Here is a 21,757-nt window from a genome sequence, read left to right on the forward strand (position 1 = left end):
TTAAACCATCTCCTTAGACTTGTTTTTCAGAAACTCTTGATACTGACTTAAAATATCTCCATATTTATTTTTTTCTGGTCGGAATCGTTTTAAATCAAATGATTTAGCAATTAGCCGGCGACCAGCATTGATATTCTCAACATCCTCAGCCGCAATCATCTGAACCATGATGTTACCAATTGCCGTAGCCTCGCTAGGACCAGCAATCACTTCAACATCTGCTAAAGTGCTCGTTAGCTGATTCATCAGAGCAACATTACTACCACCACCGACAATATTTAAAGTATCAATATGGTACCCTAATATTTCATCTAACTTGGCTAATTCATTGGCATAAAACAACGATAGATTCGAATAAATAGCTTGGAATAATTCTCCAGGTGTTGTCGGAATCTTTTGATTAGTTTCTCGACAATAAGCCTGTAACTCTTCAATCATGTTGTTCGGATTCGTAAAACGATCATCATTAATATCGATAAATTGTTCAAATGGTTTTACCTTATCGGCCAAAGCAGCTAACTCACCAAAACTATATTTATCATTCAATTCATGTCGAACACACTGCGCAACCCATAAACCCATAATGTTTTTTAAGAAACGATAGGTCCCGTAAGCGCCCCATTCATTAGTATAATTTTCACGAAAAGCTTGTAAGCCATTTTCAGGAACATTCAATTCAGTTCCCAATAATGACCAGGTTCCCGAGCTTAAGAACGCCCATCGATCACCTTTTCCAGGGGTTCCAACAACTGCAGAAGCTGTATCATGAGTAGCAACGGTTATAACTTCAACTTCAGGAATATCATATTTTTTATGCCACTTGTAACTTACATTACCTAAGATTGAACCAGATTCTACTAATCGTGGAAATTGGTCTTGCGAAACATTTACTTTATCAAGTAAGTCTTTATCAAATAGTCCTACTCGTAAATTCAGCATTTGAGTAGTCGAAGCATTTGTAATCTCAGTAACTGCATTTCCAGTTAGTACATAGCCAAGGTAATCAGGCATCATCATAATCTTGTCAGACTTTAATAACAGAGACCGATTTTCCTTGTATAACTGATACAGTGTGTTGAAATCTTGAAATTGAATCCCAGTCTTTTCATAGATATACTCTCTTGGTAAATCACTAGTTAGTTCCTGAATCGCATTATGAGTTCGTTTATCACGATAACTAATTGGATCCTCCAACTTATGACCATCAGCACCAACTAAGACATAGTCAACAGCCCACGTATCAATCCCTAACTTAACCTCGTTAATTCCCATTTGCTTAACTTTTTCAAGTCCAAGAAAGATTTCATCAATTAAATGATCCACGTCCCAACGATCATGCCCAGCATGCATTGAAAACCCATTTGAAAAACGATGAACTTCCTGTAAAACTATTTTTCCATCTTGTGGTTGACCTAAAATCAAACGGCCACTTGAAGCACCGATATCAACAGCAATATATGATTTCATTCATTTCACACCTCCCGTTGTTGAGGTCGAAGAACTAGTATGATCGTTTTTGTCTTCAACGGTATTAGTTTGTACCGCCTTGGCCTTGCCATAACGTTCTTCTGTAATTTCATCTAATGATTTTCCACGTGTTTGTGGTGTCCAAATAACCCCGATAATTAGCGAAATAATTAATAAGACAATCATGAACATCCCAGCAGTTTGAAAACCCATGTTAGTTAAAATAGCTGGGAATATAATGGACCATATTCCGGCTGAACCCCGGACAACAAAGAACATAACACCTTGTGAGCCAGCTCGATATTTAGTTGGGAATAACTCCGTTGCCCATAGTGCATACCAAGCTTGAGCACCAATCCCAGCAGAAATTCCCCAGAGTGCAACGAAGATCCAAAGACTAGTCCAATTCATTCCGGAGAAGGTTAAAACGATCCATGAAGCAACTGCCATAATAGCGCCAACTGCAAAGAAGATTCGATGATTAGCACGATCACCATAACGCGCAAAACCAATATAAGTTGCAGCTGCTGTTAAAATCCAAAGAACGGCTTGTAACAAATTAGCTTGCATGTTGGTCAAACCACCAGCAGTTTCGTAGACATATGGCATGAAGAAACCCATTGCTCCCGAAACTAAATTCCAGAACATGTAAACACCAATTAGAAATAACAAAGTTTTAATATTAATTGCATTTGAGAATAGATCACGATATGGATGTGGTTTTTCATTAGTTGCTTTTTCAAGCTTCTTTTGTTCAACCCAAACTGCTGATTCATCCAATTTGCTTTGCAATCGCCAAGCAATGAATGCCACAATGGTTAGGAAAACGAATAAAATCCGATTACCCATCAATCCCATCGGTGATAATATTGTCCCGGCAATAAAAATAATGGCTGGTCCTAGTGACCAAGCAAATTGTGAAATACCAATATTTTTAGCTCGGTCATTCGATTGTGATGTTTCTGAAATATAAGTCCACGATGCAGGTACCCCCGCACCAACTGCAATCCCAGTTACTAAGAATCCGGCTAGTAACATCGGAAAATTAACCGAGAATGCTACGATAGCTGTACCAACCATATAAATCAGCATATCGTACGTATAAATAACCTTACGACCATACTTATCTGATAAGTGGCCTCCAATTAAAGCACCAATTGCTGAACCAAATGCATTTGCGCTTAACGCACCCAACAATCCGACTTGAAAACTGCTTAAACCCAAAGCTTTAGTCCATAGCGTTAGACCACTAGCACCGGCGACAATGGAACCAGAATCCAGAAAGTTTGTGATTGATACCGCAATTGTAGATCCAGCAGATCCTTGTTCTTTTTTACTCATTACATCTACCTCCTTTAAAAAAGTAAGCGGTTTCATTTGTTTACAAGCCACATTGTACCCGTTGACTTCACTATGCTACAATAACAGTTGTGCGGTATGTGTGTATCATATTTACAGGAGGGATTGTGAATGGAAGCACGTATTTTGAACCTTTTAAAGCAACCAACATTAATCGAGGAAAAACAAAAAAAACAGCATTGTTTTGTAGAAGACATGCCAACATACGCAATTAACAAAGCACTCTCTAAAGAAGAACATGCCCGTGTTCTCAGCAACTATTTCTTTAGAAATAAAGATATTTACATTAGCAGACACAATCGCTATGCCGATTACCCAACTCATACACACACCTTTTTGGAAATGAATTATATGTTACAAGGTCATGCTAATGAAATTGTTGATGATAATAAGGTTACTTTAAATACAGGTGATTTATTATTGCTAGATAGTGGTTCAACTCATTCAATCGCTGCTTTAGGCGATGACGATTTGCTCATAAACATTTTATTCAGAACTAAAAATATTAGCATCGATCTATTAAATGACTTGCGTCGCAGTAATAGTGTGTTATACGACTTTTTACTTAATCAAGTTGTTGGAAAACAAGACCAGTCTAGGGACTATCTCATTTTCTCTAAACGACGCAGTAGCGAAATTACCGACACTTTGAATCGGATAATTGAAGAGTATTATTTAAAAAAAGATTTTTCAAACGCTATAATTCAGTCCTATCTATCCATCTTATTAGTTCAACTAGTCCGTAAGTATCCCCTAAATGGACCACATCAAGCCAGCAAACGACGATTAATGGCAATTAAAATTCTTAAGGATATTGCTACTGAATATAAAACAATTAACTTAACCACACTGGCTACTCGCTATAACTACAATAAAAATTATCTTAGTAATATGTTCAAACAAGAAGTTGGTAAGCCATTCAGTGAGGTCCTAACTCGTCAACGTTTAATTCAGGCCAGGACTCTAATCACGTCTAGCTCAGCGCCCATCGCTACTATCATGGAACAAGTCGGTATTTCTAATAAAACCTTTTTTTATAAAAAGTATCAAGAGTATTACCATTCTGTTCCCAGTGCCGATCGCTAAAAAAATAATGATTTACAAATTAATCCTAATTTGCTATATTAGTCGTCAAAAGTAAGCGGTTTCTGAAAAGAGGAAACCATGTCAACAGCTGAACAAAATCTCGATCCACATCTTCAAAATGCAATCTGGGGGTTACCACTATTACGCCCAGACGAACAGCATCGTTGCTTAGGTACCTTTTATGAGCGAATTGACTTGAAAATTACATTTGAGCAAGCCTTACAGCGAGATTTTTCCCAAGAACTACTACTAACTATTCAACAACATCCAGAACGCATGTTATTACTACATGGTAAACTTGATGCTGATATTTTAGGTCGTTATGTTAAGTTAGCTCACCAAACTGCGATTAATTTCGCCATTAAATCTGACATTTTCTATCACCATGACCGCAATAGCGTTGCAATCATTCTTTGTGCCAATACCAATATTGATTACCAAAAAACTGACATCACGCAACGTTTTCCAACCCCAGTTAAACCAAAAATCATCAAAAAACATCATTGGTTTACTTAGTTCAATACAACAAGCCGCTCAAAATTATCAGTCAAAATGACTAGTAACTTTGAGCGGCTTGTTGTATTTATTTTAAACTAGATTGTGAACAAAAAAATTAATGGAAACTGAATTGTTTTCTAATATTTATTCAATTTTAATCTTTTCATGATCCTGGAAACATAACCCTAACATCATTTATTTTCATCTTTTCAATGAATAGTTTATCGGGCTTTTTATCAGTTATTAAAATTGACCATGCCGATAATTCAGCCAGTTTAATATAATCTGAATTGTCATGTCGAAACTTAGTATGATCTGCTAACAATATACTTTCACGCGCATTTTCCACCATTTGCCGCTTAATAGTTGCTTGTTCAACATCTGCCATATAGGCTCCCGAAATATCTAAGGTACTGCATGACATAATTGCAAGTTGTGGGCGAAACATTGCGATATCTTGAAGTGTATGACTGCCTAATATCGAATCAGAATTAGCACGTAATTGCCCACCAGTTAAAAATACATTTAAATTTGTCATTGAATTGGCAGCCACTGTAAACTGCAAATTATTCGTAATAATATTTAAATTTTGATAGTCCATCAAATAATTCGGTAAATGCGCCGCAGTTGTACTTGAATCAATAAACATTGCTTGATTATCTTGAATTACTTTAGCTAATAGACGACAGATAACCTTTTTTTCAGCAATATGCTCACGCCTCCGAAATGGTGATGCAAACTCAATATTAGTATCTTGCAATAACGATACCATACCAAAAGTTCTTTTTATTCGTCCAGATTGTTCTAAGATAATCAGATCCCGACGCATTGTCGAAATACTTTCACTTGTCAAATCAATTAATCGCTTAACACTAATTCTTGGATGCTTTTTTAGTATCCTCAATATTTGAACCAATCGATCATCTCTATTACTCATCTTTACCCTCCAAATGAACATTCTTGAACTATATCCGCCTATTTTGAACATTTAGTTGGAATAATTTTGAATGATTTTCATAATATGTCGAATTGCATACCAATCCGCATATAGCCATCATATACTGGTCATTGAAAGCGAATCGGCGAGGGTAATGTGAATAATATTCAATCTATATCACTAATATTAATTAACATATTATCATATCATTTATTAAAAAAATAAATTTTATCTGTAATCACTTTGAAAATTATCAACCAGTTTTTCATTATGGGTTGCCATTAAATGAATCCGCTTTCAAAAGACTATTAGGAGGACTTCTTATGGATTATCAAACAATGCTTAAACCAGAGTTAATTTTTTTAAATGTTGATGCTGAGGATCGAATTGATTTATATCAGCAAGTAGCAAAAGAGCTATTGAAACTAGGCTATGTAAAAGACTCTTATGAATCTGCATTAAACCAACGCGAAGATGAATTTCCAACTGGTGTAGTGAGTGATCTAATTTCAATCGCCTTACCACATGCCAACCCTGAAAACATTTATAAACCGTTTGTATGCGTCGTAACTACTCGAAAACCGATTCCAATGCTTCAAATGGGCTACAATACCGAAGAGCAAGCCAAAGTATTCTTCTTTTTAGGAATTACCCACGCTGATGATCAACTGATTCTCTTACAAAAATTCATGGCTCTAATTCAAGATCCAATCTTCGTAAAACATCTTGATAAAATCCATGACAATGCTGAAATGTTCACTTACTTGACCAAAGAATTCAAATAGTTCAAAAAAAGAAAGGAAGTATCCTATTATGGCAAAAATTATTGTTGCTTGTGGAAGTGGCGTCGCTTCAAGCGAGTTAGTTGTTAAGCATATTTCAGATTTTTTTGAAGATCATCACATAACAGGTGTCGAAGTCGAAGCTACTGACTTTAAAAAATTACCAGATATTTTGGCCAACTATGATATCTATGTTTGGATTGCACGTCCAAGCGAAGAAATTCAGCAAATTGTTGACGATAAAAATATTGCTTCAGTCAATGGACTACCAATTTTCACTGGACAAAAACCAGAGATTTCCTACAAGGCTATTATTACTGCCTTAAAAAGAATGCAATCTTAACGATGCTCTAATTAGGAGGAACAACTCATGGATGTGTTAAAAACAATCGTTAATTACGTTTTAAATCTCGGAGCACCGGTCTTTGTACCGCTAATTATGTTTATTCTAGCTACAATTGCCGGCCTAAAACTCAAAAAATCAGTTTTAGCCGCATTAACTTTAGGGGTCGCCTTCAGTGGCATGACTTTAGTCGTTAACTATATGATGGATTCAATTTCACCAGCTGCTAAAGCAATGTCTAAAGTTTTCCATCTAAGCTTAAATGCCATTGATGCTGGATGGACCGGTGTTGCTGCAATTACTTGGTCATATAAATCAGCATTTTTATTCTTCCCATTATTACTTGCAATTAATTTCATCATGCTAACTTTTAATTGGACAAAAACGTTAAACGTTGATATGTGGAACGTTTGGAATAAAATTTTTACTTATGTAGTTGTTTTATATTTTACTCACAATGCCTTCTACGGATTTCTAGTTGCCGGTCTCCAAATTGTACTTGAACTCAAAGCCGGTGACATGTGGCAGCGACACATTGAAGATCTTACTGGAATGCCTGGAGTTACCGTCCCACATTTTGTCACTTTGTTTGCTGTTATTTTACAACCATTGAACAAATTACTCGATTTCATTCCAGCCATGAATAGACCTTTTGATTCAGCTGCGCTACAAAAGAAAATTGGCGTCTTTGGTGATAACACCGTCATGGGAGCCATTATCGGAGTATTGCTTGGCTTTGGCGCCGGGTACTCGGTGTCAGGCTCATTAAACTTAGCTATTGAAGCTGCAACTGCAATGACCTTATTCCCAATGATTTCAAAGCTCTTTATGCAAGCGCTGTCACCAATTGCTGATGCGATGAGTGATTTTATGAAAAAACATTTCAATGGTCGTGAATTCTTTATTGGTTTAGATTGGCCAATTTTAGCTGGACGTAACGAACTCTGGGTAACAGTCGTTATTTTAGTACCAATTATGCTAATTTTCGCCATGATCCTTCCAGGAAATACCGTCTTACCTTTTGCCGGCATTATTAACCTTTCCTTTGTGGTTGCAGCACTCCTACTGACGGGGGCTAATTTACTACGTATGTTGGTTCTTGGTGTTATTACTACACCCATCTTTCTGTATGGTGCAACCTACTTTGCACCAGTTATTACCAATCTTGCAAGAACTACTGGAACGGTTAAAGTTCGTGCAGGCCAACAATTATCTTGGTCGACTTTTGAAGGCCCGGACTTTCGATTATTCTTTGCTAAAGCTTTTACTGGTGAATGGTGGGCCATTGCTCTAGTTATTCTTTGGTTATTAGGCTTTGTCTGGCTATATATTGATCAAAACAAGCTTAAATTACCTAGTCAACGTTATACTACTGGCAATAGCTCACCGGTCTCAGTAACGACGACAACCTCTAATATTTCAACAGCTGATGTCAATCTTGACGACCTTGATGGACTAGACTTCGGGACTACTTCCCATAATAAAAAAGCGACATCCGAAAAACAAGCTTCCAATCTTAATGATGTTGATAATATGGATTTTAGTCATGCTTCTAAACAAAAATAATCACGGTGAATTATTATGAAAACAAATCACAAAAAGAATTCCCTTAAATTGTTCTGGTCATTATTACTTTTTGTAGATGTTCTACTTTTTATCGATGCCTTAAGCACTACTACTATTTGGGCATGCTTATTGGTTATGATTTTAAGTGAGCTCATCTATTTCAAAGGCAATAAATACCTTTTTGGTGAATTTGATCGTAAACAACAACTAAAACGCGAACAACGCAAACAAAAATATTTACAAAACAAAGAATCGGAGTAACGATATTATGACAGAAGAATATGTATTTGAAGCTGAGCGTCGTGATTTAGCAATGGTTTCAAGAGAGATGTTTAATCGTAAAAATACTAACATTGCTGGAGGTAATATTTCTGTAAAAATCACTGCCTCTCACAATATTGATTTCGGTAGAGTCCACATAAAAAAGTATCATGATTATATTATTATGACACCTACTTTTATGTCTGAAGCGTGGTATGGCAAACTAGATGGTGCTCAAATTCTAGTCGTTGATTTAGAAACTGGTCAACAAATTGATGGTGTTGGTCGATTAACTCGCGAAATCAACATGCACCTTGAAGCCTATGCCGCCAATCCAGCTATTACCGTTGTTTATCACTCACATGCTGAAGAATCAATGTTTTGGGCAACCATTGGACAAGATATGCCAAATGTTACAGAAATTACAGCTGTTAATCAGAGTCTCGGAAAAATCCACTGTTTACCTTATGAACCTGCTTGCTCCAAAGCACTAGCTGATCAAGTCCATACCAGCTTAGTTGACTTAGGTGATGCTGCTTTAGAAAACATCTTTCTATTAAATAGCCACGGTGTTTTAATTACTTGTACTGATCTACATGCAGCCACTCGTATTCTCGAAACAGTTGAATGGAATGCTAAAATTGCCTATCAACAAACCGTTTTTAAATCACTTGGCTTATTAAAGAAATATCAATCGTGTGGAAAAAATACGGATGCATTTTTAAATTAATATGGATTCTATGATATTTGGTGCTGATGGAGAAATCCGTTAACACCAAATATTATAGATCCAAAATATCTAGCGCTTGTGGTGCACTGAGCTTTTTTAGCTGAGTGCACCACTTTTTATAGTGCATTCCTGAACCATGCTTGACTGTACAAATACTGTTATATCAGCATTTTTTAAATATTATTTAAAACAATAACTATTGTTATCCAATGCACTACCAGTAGTATCAGCATTGTTCATTTTACGGTAGTTCACCGATTGCACTGAAATCAATCGTTCAAGTTCACTTATAAAGCGTTTTCATTCATGGTTTAATAACAAATGTAAGTTAAACAAGTGATTTACAATCATTATCAATCTATTAGCTGGGGGGTGTATCTATGAGTATCCTAAATAAAGAGTTGGTTTTTTCACATGTTGATGCCAACGATGCTGACGAACTTATTCACTATCTTGCAGAACAATTAAAACAAGCTGGCAAGGTCAAAGATACTTTTGAGCAAGCTATTAAGGATCGTGAAAAAATTTATCCAACTGGTTTACCAACTGGAAAAATTGCCGTTGCAATTCCACATACTAATGTTGAATATGTTAACGAGGCTGCGATTGCCTTTGCTACTTTGGCTCATCCAATCAAATTTCATAATATGGCAGTAACTGATCAAACAGTTGATGCCCAAATTGTTGTGATGTTAGCAATGAAGAATCCACATAGTCAAATTTCCATGCTCCAAAAGTTAATGGCCCTTTTTCAAGATCAAACACTATTAGGTCGGTTACAGCAAATTACAGATAACGAGCAATTATTCAAGATTGTATCAGAACATATTTGATTAAAGCTAAGGGGGATTATTCACTATGAGTCATATTATTGATTTCATCATGTATATCGTTGGATTAGGACCAACCGTTCTAATTCCGATTGTTATGTTGGTGTTCGGGCTAGTTGTCCGTGTACCTTTTACCAAAGCCTTACGTGGTGGTTTGATGGTCGGAATTGGTTTTATCGGTCTAAACGCCACAGTCTCAATTTTGACCAATGTCATGAACCCAGCAATTAAGAGCATGATTGCAGTTATGCACTTAAACTTACAAGTTATTGATGTGGGCTGGCCATCTGCTTCTGCCATTGCCTATGGGACTGCAGTTGGTGTCAGCATGATTCCACTTGGAATTGCAATCAACATTATCATGTTACTCACTAAGACAACTTCAACGATTGATGTTGATATTTGGGATTTTTGGCATTTCGCTTTTAGTGGCTCGTTGGTATATGCCTTAACTAGGGATATCTTATTGAGTTTATTCTTAGCAAGCGTAAACATGATTGTCATTATGGTTATTGCTGATCGAACTGCGCCACTTTCTGAAAAGTATTTAGGTTTGCCCGGAATTTCTATTCCTCATGGTTATGCTGGATCGTTCGTCCCAATTGCAATTGTCTTGAACTGGATTCTCGACAAAATTCCAGGCATCAATAAAATCCATTTGGATGCTAAAGGTTTCAATACCAAGTTTGGTTCATGGGGTGAACCTACTTTACTTGGTTTCTTAATCGGGCTTGTTATTGGTGCATTAGCCTATGGCTTTATTCCTGGTATGACAATTGCTGCTAAGCTCGGCAAAATCATGCTAATGGGAGTTACGCTATCAGCTGTTATGATTATCACACCAAAAATGGCTGCCTTATTACTACAAGGGGTTGTACCAGTTTCAACAGCCATTCAATCTTATACGCAAAAGAAGTTTTCCGGAAAGCGTAAAATTTACATTGGTATGGATACTGCAGTTGGGATTGGGAGTCCCGTTGTCTTAGCTTGTGCAACTCTGATGATTCCGGTTGCCTTACTATTCGCTTTCATTTTACCTGGTAACCAATTCTTACCAACAATTGGTTTAGTTGGATTTGTGTTCATGTTCCCATTGATTGTTTCAATTACTCATGGTGATTTTTTCCGTTCATTCATCATTGGTGCTATTAACGTTATTATTGGCCTCTGGATTGGGACCGATCTGGCACCATTAATTACTAAAAGTGCACGTGCCGCTCACTTTACCATTCCAAAGGGTTCATCATTAATTTCAAGTATTGATTACGGTTCCAACCCCTTCCCATGGTTATTCGTCCAAGTAGCAACACATAAGATTACTGCTTATATCATTGGTTTAGCATTGATTGTGGTACTCTGCTGGTGGAACCACAAGAAAATTGTCGAAGAAGAAAAAGGGTTGTCAGCAGAAGCTGTCAAATAACAAAATCAGAATTTAAATTAGGAGTGTATATATTATGAAAAAAATTTTAGTTGCATGTGGTGCCGGTGTCGTTACAAGTACAGCTGCTATGAACAAATTACAAGAAGAGTTAGCCAACCGTGGTATTTCAACCGACGAATATACATTGGGTCAATCATCCGTTGCTGAAGTCCAATCACTTGCTAGTCAATATGATATGGCAATTACAACGACTCAATATGACAACGATGCGATTAAAATCCCTGTCATCAACGGCCTACCACTACTAACAAACATTGGTGTTGATACAGTAATTGATAAAGTTGTTTCAGAGTTGGGGCTTTAAAGGATACGGCTAATAATAACTAGGCATAAGTTAATAAAGCCGAATGATTGGTCTCTCAATCATTCGGCTTTATTGGCTTTAATAGTCACTAAGCATTCACACAGGAGGTACATCGGATGACAAAAAATAGTCCAGTGACAACTGGTGCTGAACGTCTATTAGACTACTTAGTCTATACGACCGAATATCTCAGCATGGAAGAGATACGTGAACTATTTAATATTTCCAGACGTACAGCTTTCAACTGGTTAGCAATAATTAATAGGAAACTAATTAGTGAAAAGCTTACACCCATCATAAATATCCCTCGTTATGGCTATAAATTAAATGATCAAGCCCGGCACCAATTAGCCCAACAGCACCTTAAAATGACTCCAGCATCAGCTGAAGAGAGTTTAAACTTAGGTCCCCAAGAACGACGAACTGAAATTATTTGGCTATTACTTCAAGGCCAAAATAACATCTCAATTAATAGATTATCTGAATACTTTAGTTGCTCTCGCAACACAATTATCAAAGATTTCAAAGAGCTTAATCTGGCTTTTCCAAAGTTAACAATTATCAGCACTCACCAAGGACGCAAGATTGACAGCGCTGAACGAACCGTCCGACTCGTTATCTATGAATTATTACAGCGTCACAACACCGCTATGTTTAAGTTCATTGATACACTAAATTATAGTGTGACAAAGTATGAACAAATCATTATCGACTGTCAGTCAAGGTTACACATGAATTTCTCGGAAAATGCGATTCATCAGCTGACTTATTTACTGATTTTTTCAGATTGGCGAATTCGTCAAGGAAAAGTCATTCAAGACGAGAGTGATTACTATTGGATTGTTGAAAATACGAATGGTGTCATCTCAACTTGTGAGAACATTATGGAGGCTATCTTTGGTAAAACTTACGATGTCGGAGAGGTTATTTTTCTGAGTAAAGTTGTACTTTGCTCACAAGCAACTGAGATGGATTGTGTCAATGCCAGTCTGTACGATGATTTAAATGATATTTCGCAAGAAATTATTTTCCGGTATGAACAACTAACTGGCGAAAAAGTTTCTTACAAATTATTCACTAAAGTGCTCTGTAATCACCTATATTCAACTTTTTTTCGTGTGAAATTTGAAATACCATTTTCTTCTAGCGAAATAGATGCCATCAAAAAACGTTATCCACGTTTAGTCAAATTCACAGCTATTGCCTGTGATCCCTTGGAACACTACCTTGGGAAACGTCTACCAAGCAATGAAGTGGCTTTAATTTGTTTATACTTTGGTCCTGGTGACAGTAACGAGTATCAGGATTTGCAAGATACGGATAAATTTAAGCGAGCTTCACTAGCTGAAGTTTTAGTGGTTTGTTCAAGTGGTATTGGGACTTCTGTCATGCTTTACAATGAACTTAGCAAAACATATCCCTTAATAAAATTTTCATTACCCTTAGAGATTCGAGAATTACCAGAGATATTCAGATTGAACTATCAAGCACAATTAATTATTAGCACAGCACCACTTGACGAAAATGACTATCAAATTCCGGTGGTTAATGTAAAAGCTATTCTTACTGAACACGATCAGAGCTTAATTGAAGCTCAATTTAGAAATAAATTACCACGAAAAATTGAACACAATACAAATGTCGTTAGTCACTTGCTGGAAATCATTAATGACTATGCCACTGTTAATGACGAAAACGGTTTACGGCTAAGTCTTGACAAATTTATTTTTCCTGATAATAATCGAGAATCCACTCACACCGATCGGCCATCACTAGGCAGTATTTTGCCAGCCAATCATATCAAGTTGCTTCACAACAACGGTCAATTAACTTGGGATGAAGTTTTAAAAATTGGCTGTCAGATGCTAGAAGAAGACCAAATTATTGAATCACGCTATTACTCAGAAATCCAAAAATTAATTAATCAGTATGGTCCATATATGTTAATTGCTAATAATATCTTTTTAGCCCACGCTGCACCAAGCCAGGGCAGTAAAACGGTTGGGTTATCCCTAGTCCTATTGGATCAACCTTTAAAAATCACTGCTAAAAACCAAAGCGTTTATGTCACATGCATCTTTGTACTATCTCCCGGCTTAAAACATGAACATGAGCGCGCATTAACAGAGCTAATTGACATCGTCCGAAATACTGATAATGTTAAAAAGCTTTTGAAAGCATCAACCGTACAGGATGTACGTGAAATTATTATTTAAGGAGTAAAAATCATGTTAGAAAATTTAAAACAGTATGTCTATGAGCAAAATATGCGTTTGCCAAAGTTAAACTTAGTCACTTTTACTTGGGGAAATGTTTCAGCAGTAGACCGCGAACATAACCTTTTTGTCATTAAACCATCTGGTGTAGCTTACGACAAACTCACTCCAGAGGATATGATAGTTTGTGACTTTAATGGCAACGTCATTGAAGGCACATTAAATCCATCTAGTGATACACCTACCCATGCCTATTTATATCAACATTTTCCAAAAATTGGCGGTATTGTTCACACTCATTCACCTTGGGCAGTCTCATTCGCACAAGCAGGCATGGATCTACCAGCACTAGGAACAACCCACGCAGACACTTTTTATGGCCCAGTCCCGGTTTCTGAAGCATTAACCAAAGCAGAAATCGAATCAGCGTATGAAAAAAACACCGGAATTGTTATCGCGCGTACTTTCAAAGATCACAACATCGACCCAATGGCCGTACCAGCTGTCTTAGTCCGTCAACACGGCCCGTTTACTTGGGGAGAAACAGCTGCCAACGCTGTCTATAACGCTAAGGTTCTAGAAGTTGTTGCTGAAATGGACTATCACACACTCCAATTAACCCGTAATGATAGTTCTGTTCCACAATTTCTACTCGATAAACACTATTATCGCAAACATGGTAAAGACGCTTACTATGGTCAAAAATAGCCACAATATTCTGTGCTTAGCTAATTGAATAATTACCCATTTCATTGAATTAGGCTAACTAAACTATTAACTATCAGACAATTTTTTTGAAAATGCCCTACTAAAACTTGTTTCTTTATATGTCTTAGATAGACTCAAATATTCATTATTAAAAAAGTTGGCTTTGTGAACTTAGACAATAAAATCTCCCTTGAATTAACCATGATTCGTCATTCAAGGGAGATTTTATTGTCTTATTCACTATGCGTCATTGATTGCGGATTGTTTTGACCATAATAGGCATCCTTACCATGTTTACGATAATAATGCTTATCTAACAGATATTGTGGGACATGACTATCTTGGTGTGATAGTGTCAGTGCATGATAATCAATTTCGGCAACAACTTCTAAAACCTTAGCATTATAAACTGCTTTGGCAGCTGTTTCCCCCCAAGTAAATGGACCATGTTGAGATACCAATACACCTGGAATAGCTTCTGAATCAATATGGCGATCCTTAAAAGTTTTGACAATAACAGCACCAGTTTCTGCTTCATACGCCGTTTCGATTTGTTGCTTACTCAAGGGCTCTGAAACTGGAACATCCCCATAAAAAGTATCAGCCGCAGTCGTATTTAAGGCCGGGACATCCATGTTAGCAGAGGCGAATGCCACCGCCCAAGGAGAGTGCGTGTGCACAATGCCACCAATTTGGGGGAAAGCATTATATAGGACAGTATGTGTTGGTGTATCACTAGATGGATTTAACTTGCCTTCCACTACTTCACCTTTAAGATTAACAACGACCATATCACTAGGCTTTAATTCATCATAGGCGACCCCACTGGGTTTGATGACAAATAATCCTTTTTCACGGTCAATCCCACTAACATTCCCCCAAGTAAATGTTACTAACCCCAATTTTGGTAACTGCATATTCGCTTCATAAACTTTTTCTTTTAATGCTTCAAGCATGAACACCCTCCTGTTCTAATCCAACTTTGGTGAATAACGCATCAAAATACTTCTTAGCCATAGTCACTTCACGAATCGAATCATCAGCTTTTTCAGTCCACATCTCAATTGTGAATGCTCCGTGATAATTCAATCGCTTTAAGGTTCGTAAGCAACCTTCAAAGTCTACCGTTCCTTCACCGAAAGGAACATCACGAAATTGCCCGATACTATCAGGTGTAACTGGCTGAGTATCCTTCAAATGTACTGCCACAATATTATCCAAGCCAACTTCTAAATCATGTGCCACATCATTATCCGGCCATGCAGTCAAATTACCCACATCAGGGTAAGCTTGGAGCCATGGGCTGTGGATCTGACTTTTAATATCACGAATCTTTTCTAATGAATTTAGAAACTGATCGTCCATTGTTTCAATCGCCAACATGACTTCTTTAGAAGCTGCATATTCGACACCTACTTTTAGGTTTTCTAAAAAAAATTCCCGTGACAAAATCGTCTTTGGCTCATAATAAACATCGTACCCAGCTAATTGAATATTTCGAATACCCAGATCACTGGCTAGATCAATTGCTTGTAATAACATTTTCAGACTGGTTTGGCGAACCGCTACATCCGCAGATCCTAACGGAAACCGTCGTTGACCGCTCAGCATCAACGTATGGATTCTGACTCCAGTTTGCCAACTAGCATCTCGAACCTCTTGCCGTTGCGCTTTAGTCCATTGTAGCCGAGCTAGTCTGGTATCGCTTTCATCTACTGATAACTCTAAAAAGTTAAACCCTAGTTGTCGTACTAACTCTAACCGCGCCAACCACGACTTGGCTTTAGGCAGCGCTTTTTCATAAATTCCTAACGAAACCATGCGTTCCTCCTTAATTCGCCACTTGAACAACTTCAATTCCCCGATGACGAAAATCCCGGATGACTTTTTCATTTGCAAATGAATCAGTAATTAAGACATCCACTGCTGACAAATCGGCAACATGATAATTACTAGAAACACCAATCTTTCGATAATCAGCAACACAGATTACTTTCTGCTTCGTCCGTTGGATCATCGTACTATTGACTTGTGTTTCGTAAATATTTTGAGTAGTTACCCCACTCTCAAGATTAATGCCATCACAACCAATCAATGTAAAATCGGATTGAACTGTTTCTAGTAATTGAATCGCAACCGTCCCAACCAAGGACTCCTTAGGGTAACGTACCTCACCACCAGTTAAAATAATAGACGTCTCTGGGTGTCGTACACATTCTGTTGCGCGAATATTATTTGTAATAATAGTCAATGGTTTAACAGCCAATTGATTAATTGCACGCCAACAAAGTGAGCTTGAATTTACAAAAAGGGTACTACTGTCTTTGATATAACTTGGCACAGCTGCAGCAATACTATCTTTTAATTGATCAATTTTTGAGCGTGAAGAATCATCCTGAGTCTGCTCATCAGTAACTTTTCTAACAATACCATGTTGCCAATCAACTAACCCCATACTATTTAAAGCTTTTAAATCACGACGTACTGTTATCTCTGATACTGCCAGCTGAGCGGCCAATGTCTTAACTGGGATCAAATTATTTTGATATAAAGCCTTAACTAACCGATCACGCCGATTTTGAACATTTTCCATTGAATTCTTCACAACTACACCCTCAATCTATTACTTTGTTACAGCTGAGATTATTTTCCCCAAAGACGTTTCAACTCGTCTTGAAATTCTTGTGCAGCTTTGGCTGGACTGGAAGCTTGAGTAATTGCACGCCCAGCAATGAATGTATAGACATTAACACCCTCAAATAACGCTAATTTGTCAACACTTAACCCTCCAGTAACCGAAACTCGGAAACCCATATCTACTAACATTTTAACCTTGGTTAAATCTTTTTCACCCCAACTACCACCAGATAAGAGTGCATCACGGCTTTGATGATAAATGGCTTGGGTAATCCCAGCATCCAACCATGATTGCGCATCAGCCCTGGTCCAATTACCGTACAGTTCAACTTGAATTTCTGAAATTTCTTTATTAGCAGCCTTCATTGTTGGTATAGTGGCAGAACAAATACAGGTCATCCAATCGGCCCCAGCCTCAGCCATATTTTTAGCTACGGTACCACCAGCATCAGCACATTTAGTATCCGCAATAATTGTTTTATTTGGAAAAAGTGCCCTCATAGAAGAAACTGCTTTGGTTCCTTCTTGTAAAATCAAAATGGTTCCAGCCTCAACAATATCAACAATATCCCCAACTTCGCGAACGTCAGCTAAAGCACTAGCCAAAGTATTATTATCTAAGGCAACTTGTAAATTTGGTTTTGTCATTTTAAACCCTCCTGATATTTTAGAAACACAACAAGCGAACCGTGGTTAGTCGGTTCGCTTGTCAATACCGATTAATTATTTAACCAAATCGGTTTCTTCACGTACATGTTGCATAATTTCCTTATCACTCATGACGTTTTTGACACCGATAACCATGACACCCTTAGCTTTGGCTTCATCAAACATATCTACAAAGTTACTTGGTGTAAATACCATGTCATAAGAACGTGCTGTACTTTTACCTTCAGCTAAACTCGTATGTTCAATTTTAGTGATTGGTAAATCTAATTGCTTAAATGCCTTTTGGACACTCTTCATCATCATTAAGCTGGTACCAGAACCATTTGCACAAGAAACTAAGATATTCATAATAGAATCCCCCTAAATATATTTAAACTGACAGTTATTTCAACGCTTTCTTTTCAGCCATATTCTTCTTATATTGTTCATAATCCGTAACCATCAAGAAATAATTCTTTGGATCATGACGATATTCTAACTGCGGAATAACAACTAAGATAACCACAACGGCAATGATCCCAAAGATACCTAGGAATTTCATCAAAACCGTAAAGATTGGCCAAACAGTATCCCAATCGAACATACCAAGGTAACCACCGAATTTTGATAAACCAACCCAACTTGAAATTAATGCAGCTCCGAAAACTTGAATCAAGCCACTGCAGAACGGTAATAGCATCGCTGCTTTAGCACCGGCACGTTTGTTAGCATAAATCCCGAATGCAGCGTTATCAAAAAACAACGGAATAAATCCGGCAATAATAATTGTTGGTGAATGGAAAACAAGCAAGGCCCCTATCGCTAAGAATTGCCCTAGAGCACCAAACAAGAAACCAATTGTGACTGCGTTAGGTTCACCAAATGCGAAGGTTGCTGCTACATCAATACCAGGCACCGAACCAGGTAATAACTTGTCAGAAATCCCAGTAAAGCTCTCAGTCAATTCACCAACGAAAGTCCGGACACCTAACTGCAAAATTGCCAAGTTAACCGCAAAACTCAGTGATGTCGTCAAAATGTAGAACAAGAAGCTACCACCTGGTACTAATCCAGAAGCCCCTTTACTAGATACATAAACTTCATTAAAGTATGGCCGTCCAAGCACCAACATAATAATTCCAAAGAAGAATAACATTAAAATTCCAGTAGCAACCATGTTTTCGTTAAATATCTTTAAGAAACCTGGTAGTTGGATGTCTTCTAAACGACGCGCTTTTTTATTGCTTTTAATCTCATGTGCTTTGAAACGATCGGACAACCAAGAAACGAACGCAATCCCAAAAACTTGTTGATGCGCAATGGCAAAGCCACCACCGTCAGTCAAATCTTGTGTATAACGAATCGTCAAGTTAGAACCAACTGCCCAGTACAACCCTAGAATGACACCCATAACTAGAAGGACTTCAATCCGTCCCATTTTTGGAAAACAGAATAGCAGTAACCAGAAAGCAGTAGCAGCTTGTTGAACTTGCACATTACCAGTTGTGAAAACTGCTCTTAGTTTAGTATACTTCTGAAATCTAACTAACAGAATATTAAAGATAAAAGCAAACAACAATAGCAACATGACATCACCAAATGTTCGTCCAAATGTCTTCAAAAGTCCATCGGTGACAGCGTTCTGACCGAAGTACGGATCAATGACCGTCGCAGTTAAGTTGAATCGTGTCTTTAGTCCCGTTAAAATTGGTCGAAAACTGCTAACCAACCCACCAGAACCAACCATTAAAATCATATACCCGATAACCGCTTTCAAAAAGCCCGCGATTGACTCATATAGAGGCTTACGTTCCAGTATGTAACCGAGCAAAACAATAAAACCAATCATATAAGCCGGTTGAGTTAAGATATTGGTAGCAAAGTAATCCCATATTTTGAGTAAAATATCTAGAAATTGCGACATGAGTTTCCTCCCTTTTTAACTCTCGGCATCAATAACGGCTTTAAAATCAGCAATACTTTTAACGGCTAACAGTTTATCAATCAAACCATCTGTCATTAACATATCCGACAAATCACTAATATTCTTCAAATGCTGGTCAGGATCTTTAGCTGCCAGTGTAAAGAACAACTGAGCTTGTGAATCTGGATTAGTTTTATCAAAAACCACTGGTTGTGGAAACTTTGTAAAACTAATCGCTGTCCCTAAAACATTCTCGCTTTCGGCTAATGCATGAGGCATTGCAACCCCTGGGACAATCACAATATAGGGTCCGTTCTTCTCAACATTTAAAATAATTTCATCGAGATACGCTGGTTTGATATACTGATGTTCAATTAACTTTTGACCAGATTGGCGTAAAGCTTCACGCCAATCACTGACCGATTCCTGCCTAATATCAACAAGATCTTTTTCTAAAAAATCGTTAAGTAACATTTCAACTCACCAACTTTACTATTTTATAAGAATGATGGGAATGGTGTATCATTATCAATTGAGAATGCATCCTGGAAGCCACGATCGAAGTTGAATTCCATTCGATCTTTATCGTCAGGGTAAGTAAACTCACCACCAACTTGCCAAATATATGGTTTAAACTTGTATTGCAGACGATCTTTCTTAAAGTTCCATAACATGGTAATTTCCTTAGGATCAGCCATAAAGTTTGTCCAGATATCATAATGAACTGGAATAATAACCTTAGTTTTGAGTGATTCGGCCATCCTTAGAATATCAACTGAAGTAACTTTATCTGTAATCCCACGTGGATTTTCACCATAGGCACCTAAAGCAACATCAACATGATTTTCATTACCATGTTTAGCAAACATATTTGAATAGTGTGAGTCTGCAGCATGATAGAGATTACCACCAGTCGTTTCAAATAAGTAGTTAACCGCAATGTTGTTCATATCTTGTGGCATTTTTCCTTTAAGCGTAACTGTTGGATCATCTTCGGTAACTAACGCCGTCCGATCAAATCCTTCTAACACCTTAACTTTGGTTTCACCAATCGTAACCACATCACCTGGCTTAACGACAATCGTTTTTTCTGCAGGAACACCCCAACTTTGCCAGATCTCACAAACCTTCTTTGGCCCATAGAACTTCGCTTTAGGACAATTCTTGTTAACTGCCGCAGCTGTATTAACATCCAAATGGTCACTATGAATATGACTAACGAATAAGGCGTCAACATCTTTAATTGCAAATGGGTCAATAACAAAAGGTTGATTCCGCAAGTTAGGCTGCATCGCTTGCACACCACTCATTCGTTGCATTTGATGACCTTTGCGCATTGTGCCATTACCATGACTTTGTTTACCAGTACCACACCACATATCGACTAAAATGTTAGTTGATTCTGCGGTTTTTAACCAAATACCGGTACAACCTAGCCACCACATTGAGAAGGTTCCTGGTTTAACTTGCTTATCAGCAATTTCTTCATTTAACCAAGTTCCCCATTCTGGGAATGTATTTAAAACCCAACTTTCACGAGTCACATTACTAATATTTTTTTCTGGCATGATGATTCCTCCAATAGATTGATAACTTATATTTCATCTATAATGATACGACCGTTTGTATCCGCTTTCAATGTTGCTATATGCTCTTTTTAACTATTTTATGACTTTTACGAATGTTTTATGATTGATTATGATTTTTTACTTTTAATTCACCTATTTTTAGTTCATAAAGGTACTTTTATGAAATCACACTCACTTATGAGCCGTTAAAAACTATGATTAAGCCAAATAAAAAACTGCCATGATAGCTACATTTTTGTATGTAACTACCAAGACAGTTTTCTATTTAAAACCCTATGATATCTAATATTGATGAGATAGAAACCTATTAAGCCCATTTTTTCAAAAGTATTATATTACTCATCTAAACATTCGAGAAATATTAATTCAAAAGATAACTCTGATAAAACACATCATTATTACGTGATATAATTTTCTTCGTAGTTATC

Annotated in this window: 23 protein-coding genes; 12 read left to right on the forward strand and 11 right to left on the reverse strand. The window is 37.3% G+C overall.

Features of this window, described 5'->3' with window-relative positions; all coding sequences use genetic code 11:
- Complete coding sequence (gene rhaB / locus C5Z26_RS07850) at positions 1-1,467, reverse strand: rhamnulokinase (protein WP_105449416.1); 1,467 nt, start codon at positions 1,465-1,467, stop codon at positions 1-3.
- Positions 1,468-2,808 (reverse strand): MFS transporter, encoded by a 1,341-nt coding sequence (locus C5Z26_RS07855; protein WP_105449417.1) that lies wholly within the window; start codon positions 2,806-2,808, stop codon positions 1,468-1,470.
- A 129-nt stretch (positions 2,809-2,937) separates the two neighbouring features.
- Here C5Z26_RS07855 and C5Z26_RS07860 point away from each other — a divergent pair, with 129 nt between their 5' ends.
- A complete protein-coding gene (locus tag C5Z26_RS07860; RefSeq protein WP_105449418.1) occupies positions 2,938-3,912 on the forward strand; it encodes an AraC family transcriptional regulator in 975 nt (324 codons plus the stop codon).
- Between the two features lie 78 nt (positions 3,913-3,990).
- The gene (locus tag C5Z26_RS07865) at positions 3,991-4,428 is read left to right on the forward strand and encodes a YueI family protein (RefSeq protein WP_105449419.1); all 438 of its coding nucleotides are present in this window, start codon (positions 3,991-3,993) and stop codon (positions 4,426-4,428) included.
- A gap of 145 nt (positions 4,429-4,573) precedes the next feature.
- On the opposite strand, the gene C5Z26_RS07870 is transcribed toward C5Z26_RS07865, so the two are convergent.
- Positions 4,574-5,347, reverse strand: a complete 774-nt coding sequence (locus tag C5Z26_RS07870; RefSeq protein WP_105449420.1) for a DeoR/GlpR family DNA-binding transcription regulator — start codon at positions 5,345-5,347, stop codon at positions 4,574-4,576.
- Between the two features lie 323 nt (positions 5,348-5,670).
- Here C5Z26_RS07870 and C5Z26_RS07875 point away from each other — a divergent pair, with 323 nt between their 5' ends.
- The 10 genes from C5Z26_RS07875 (at position 5,671) to C5Z26_RS07920 (ending at position 14,531) form a co-directional block, all read left to right on the forward strand.
- Positions 5,671-6,132: a PTS sugar transporter subunit IIA gene (locus C5Z26_RS07875; protein WP_105449421.1), complete on the forward strand. Its 462-nt coding sequence runs from the start codon at positions 5,671-5,673 to the stop codon at positions 6,130-6,132.
- Between the two features lie 28 nt (positions 6,133-6,160).
- Positions 6,161-6,472: a PTS sugar transporter subunit IIB gene (locus C5Z26_RS07880; RefSeq protein WP_105449422.1), complete on the forward strand. Its 312-nt coding sequence runs from the start codon at positions 6,161-6,163 to the stop codon at positions 6,470-6,472.
- Between the two features lie 27 nt (positions 6,473-6,499).
- Positions 6,500-8,038: a PTS galactitol transporter subunit IIC gene (locus tag C5Z26_RS07885; RefSeq protein WP_105449423.1), complete on the forward strand. Its 1,539-nt coding sequence runs from the start codon at positions 6,500-6,502 to the stop codon at positions 8,036-8,038.
- A 15-nt stretch (positions 8,039-8,053) separates the two neighbouring features.
- Positions 8,054-8,299 carry a hypothetical protein gene (locus C5Z26_RS07890; RefSeq protein ID WP_105449424.1) on the forward strand — a complete coding sequence of 82 codons (246 nt, stop codon included), beginning with the start codon at positions 8,054-8,056 and terminating at the stop codon, positions 8,297-8,299.
- 7 nt (positions 8,300-8,306) lie between these two features.
- On the forward strand, positions 8,307-9,029 hold the full coding sequence (locus C5Z26_RS07895; protein WP_105449425.1) for a class II aldolase/adducin family protein: 723 nt from the start codon (positions 8,307-8,309) through the stop codon (positions 9,027-9,029).
- A 380-nt stretch (positions 9,030-9,409) separates the two neighbouring features.
- Complete coding sequence (locus C5Z26_RS07900; protein WP_105449426.1) at positions 9,410-9,862, forward strand: PTS sugar transporter subunit IIA; 453 nt, start codon at positions 9,410-9,412, stop codon at positions 9,860-9,862.
- Between the two features lie 25 nt (positions 9,863-9,887).
- Positions 9,888-11,282 carry a PTS galactitol transporter subunit IIC gene (locus tag C5Z26_RS07905; protein ID WP_105449427.1) on the forward strand — a complete coding sequence of 465 codons (1,395 nt, stop codon included), beginning with the start codon at positions 9,888-9,890 and terminating at the stop codon, positions 11,280-11,282.
- Positions 11,283-11,316: 34 nt separating this feature from the next.
- Positions 11,317-11,607 (forward strand): PTS sugar transporter subunit IIB, encoded by a 291-nt coding sequence (locus C5Z26_RS07910; protein WP_105449428.1) that lies wholly within the window; start codon positions 11,317-11,319, stop codon positions 11,605-11,607.
- Positions 11,608-11,723: 116 nt separating this feature from the next.
- Positions 11,724-13,823, forward strand: a complete 2,100-nt coding sequence (locus C5Z26_RS07915) for a BglG family transcription antiterminator (protein WP_105449429.1) — start codon at positions 11,724-11,726, stop codon at positions 13,821-13,823.
- 12 nt (positions 13,824-13,835) lie between these two features.
- The gene (locus C5Z26_RS07920) at positions 13,836-14,531 is read left to right on the forward strand and encodes an L-ribulose-5-phosphate 4-epimerase (RefSeq protein ID WP_105449430.1); all 696 of its coding nucleotides are present in this window, start codon (positions 13,836-13,838) and stop codon (positions 14,529-14,531) included.
- A gap of 233 nt (positions 14,532-14,764) precedes the next feature.
- On the opposite strand, the gene C5Z26_RS07925 is transcribed toward C5Z26_RS07920, so the two are convergent.
- The 8 genes from C5Z26_RS07925 to ulaG form a co-directional block, all read right to left on the reverse strand.
- The gene (locus tag C5Z26_RS07925; RefSeq protein WP_105449431.1) at positions 14,765-15,487 is read right to left on the reverse strand and encodes an L-ribulose-5-phosphate 4-epimerase; all 723 of its coding nucleotides are present in this window, start codon (positions 15,485-15,487) and stop codon (positions 14,765-14,767) included.
- Positions 15,480-16,352, reverse strand: a complete 873-nt coding sequence (locus C5Z26_RS07930) for an L-ribulose-5-phosphate 3-epimerase (protein ID WP_105449432.1) — start codon at positions 16,350-16,352, stop codon at positions 15,480-15,482. Before C5Z26_RS07930 ends, C5Z26_RS07925 begins: the two co-directional genes overlap by 8 nt.
- A gap of 10 nt (positions 16,353-16,362) precedes the next feature.
- Complete coding sequence (locus C5Z26_RS07935; RefSeq protein ID WP_234005657.1) at positions 16,363-17,136, reverse strand: DeoR/GlpR family DNA-binding transcription regulator; 774 nt, start codon at positions 17,134-17,136, stop codon at positions 16,363-16,365.
- Between the two features lie 38 nt (positions 17,137-17,174).
- The gene (locus C5Z26_RS07940) at positions 17,175-17,816 is read right to left on the reverse strand and encodes a 3-keto-L-gulonate-6-phosphate decarboxylase UlaD (protein WP_105449433.1); all 642 of its coding nucleotides are present in this window, start codon (positions 17,814-17,816) and stop codon (positions 17,175-17,177) included.
- 75 nt (positions 17,817-17,891) lie between these two features.
- Entirely contained in the window at positions 17,892-18,185 is a 294-nt protein-coding gene (locus tag C5Z26_RS07945; protein ID WP_105449434.1) for a PTS sugar transporter subunit IIB, read from the reverse strand.
- 34 nt (positions 18,186-18,219) lie between these two features.
- Positions 18,220-19,740: a PTS ascorbate transporter subunit IIC gene (ulaA, locus tag C5Z26_RS07950; protein ID WP_105449435.1), complete on the reverse strand. Its 1,521-nt coding sequence runs from the start codon at positions 19,738-19,740 to the stop codon at positions 18,220-18,222.
- A gap of 15 nt (positions 19,741-19,755) precedes the next feature.
- Complete coding sequence (locus tag C5Z26_RS07955; RefSeq protein ID WP_105449436.1) at positions 19,756-20,214, reverse strand: PTS sugar transporter subunit IIA; 459 nt, start codon at positions 20,212-20,214, stop codon at positions 19,756-19,758.
- A gap of 23 nt (positions 20,215-20,237) precedes the next feature.
- Positions 20,238-21,308 carry an L-ascorbate 6-phosphate lactonase gene (ulaG, locus tag C5Z26_RS07960; protein WP_105449437.1) on the reverse strand — a complete coding sequence of 357 codons (1,071 nt, stop codon included), beginning with the start codon at positions 21,306-21,308 and terminating at the stop codon, positions 20,238-20,240.
- Positions 21,309-21,757 lie beyond the last annotated feature (449 nt).

Origin of the sequence: Lactobacillus sp. CBA3606 (assembly GCF_002970935.1) — a bacterium.
Classification (GTDB): Bacteria; Bacillota; Bacilli; order Lactobacillales; family Lactobacillaceae; genus Lactiplantibacillus.

Coding starts and splice junctions, on each gene's coding strand:
- C5Z26_RS07865 (WP_105449419.1), top strand. CDS start 3,991: ATGTCAACAGCTGAACAAAATCTCGATCCACATCTTCAAAATGCAATC.
- C5Z26_RS07930 (WP_105449432.1), bottom strand. CDS start 16,352: ATGGTTTCGTTAGGAATTTATGAAAAAGCGCTGCCTAAAGCCAAGTCG.
- C5Z26_RS07895 (WP_105449425.1), top strand. CDS start 8,307: ATGACAGAAGAATATGTATTTGAAGCTGAGCGTCGTGATTTAGCAATG.
- C5Z26_RS07855 (WP_105449417.1), bottom strand. CDS start 2,808: ATGAGTAAAAAAGAACAAGGATCTGCTGGATCTACAATTGCGGTATCA.
- C5Z26_RS07860 (WP_105449418.1), top strand. CDS start 2,938: ATGGAAGCACGTATTTTGAACCTTTTAAAGCAACCAACATTAATCGAG.
- C5Z26_RS07925 (WP_105449431.1), bottom strand. CDS start 15,487: ATGCTTGAAGCATTAAAAGAAAAAGTTTATGAAGCGAATATGCAGTTA.
- C5Z26_RS07955 (WP_105449436.1), bottom strand. CDS start 20,214: ATGTTACTTAACGATTTTTTAGAAAAAGATCTTGTTGATATTAGGCAG.
- C5Z26_RS07905 (WP_105449427.1), top strand. CDS start 9,888: ATGAGTCATATTATTGATTTCATCATGTATATCGTTGGATTAGGACCA.
- C5Z26_RS07870 (WP_105449420.1), bottom strand. CDS start 5,347: ATGAGTAATAGAGATGATCGATTGGTTCAAATATTGAGGATACTAAAA.
- C5Z26_RS07940 (WP_105449433.1), bottom strand. CDS start 17,816: ATGACAAAACCAAATTTACAAGTTGCCTTAGATAATAATACTTTGGCT.
- C5Z26_RS07890 (WP_105449424.1), top strand. CDS start 8,054: ATGAAAACAAATCACAAAAAGAATTCCCTTAAATTGTTCTGGTCATTA.
- C5Z26_RS07915 (WP_105449429.1), top strand. CDS start 11,724: ATGACAAAAAATAGTCCAGTGACAACTGGTGCTGAACGTCTATTAGAC.
- C5Z26_RS07920 (WP_105449430.1), top strand. CDS start 13,836: ATGTTAGAAAATTTAAAACAGTATGTCTATGAGCAAAATATGCGTTTG.
- C5Z26_RS07880 (WP_105449422.1), top strand. CDS start 6,161: ATGGCAAAAATTATTGTTGCTTGTGGAAGTGGCGTCGCTTCAAGCGAG.
- ulaG (WP_105449437.1), bottom strand. CDS start 21,308: ATGCCAGAAAAAAATATTAGTAATGTGACTCGTGAAAGTTGGGTTTTA.
- C5Z26_RS07875 (WP_105449421.1), top strand. CDS start 5,671: ATGGATTATCAAACAATGCTTAAACCAGAGTTAATTTTTTTAAATGTT.
- C5Z26_RS07885 (WP_105449423.1), top strand. CDS start 6,500: ATGGATGTGTTAAAAACAATCGTTAATTACGTTTTAAATCTCGGAGCA.
- rhaB (WP_105449416.1), bottom strand. CDS start 1,467: ATGAAATCATATATTGCTGTTGATATCGGTGCTTCAAGTGGCCGTTTG.
- C5Z26_RS07900 (WP_105449426.1), top strand. CDS start 9,410: ATGAGTATCCTAAATAAAGAGTTGGTTTTTTCACATGTTGATGCCAAC.
- C5Z26_RS07910 (WP_105449428.1), top strand. CDS start 11,317: ATGAAAAAAATTTTAGTTGCATGTGGTGCCGGTGTCGTTACAAGTACA.
- C5Z26_RS07945 (WP_105449434.1), bottom strand. CDS start 18,185: ATGAATATCTTAGTTTCTTGTGCAAATGGTTCTGGTACCAGCTTAATG.
- ulaA (WP_105449435.1), bottom strand. CDS start 19,740: ATGTCGCAATTTCTAGATATTTTACTCAAAATATGGGATTACTTTGCT.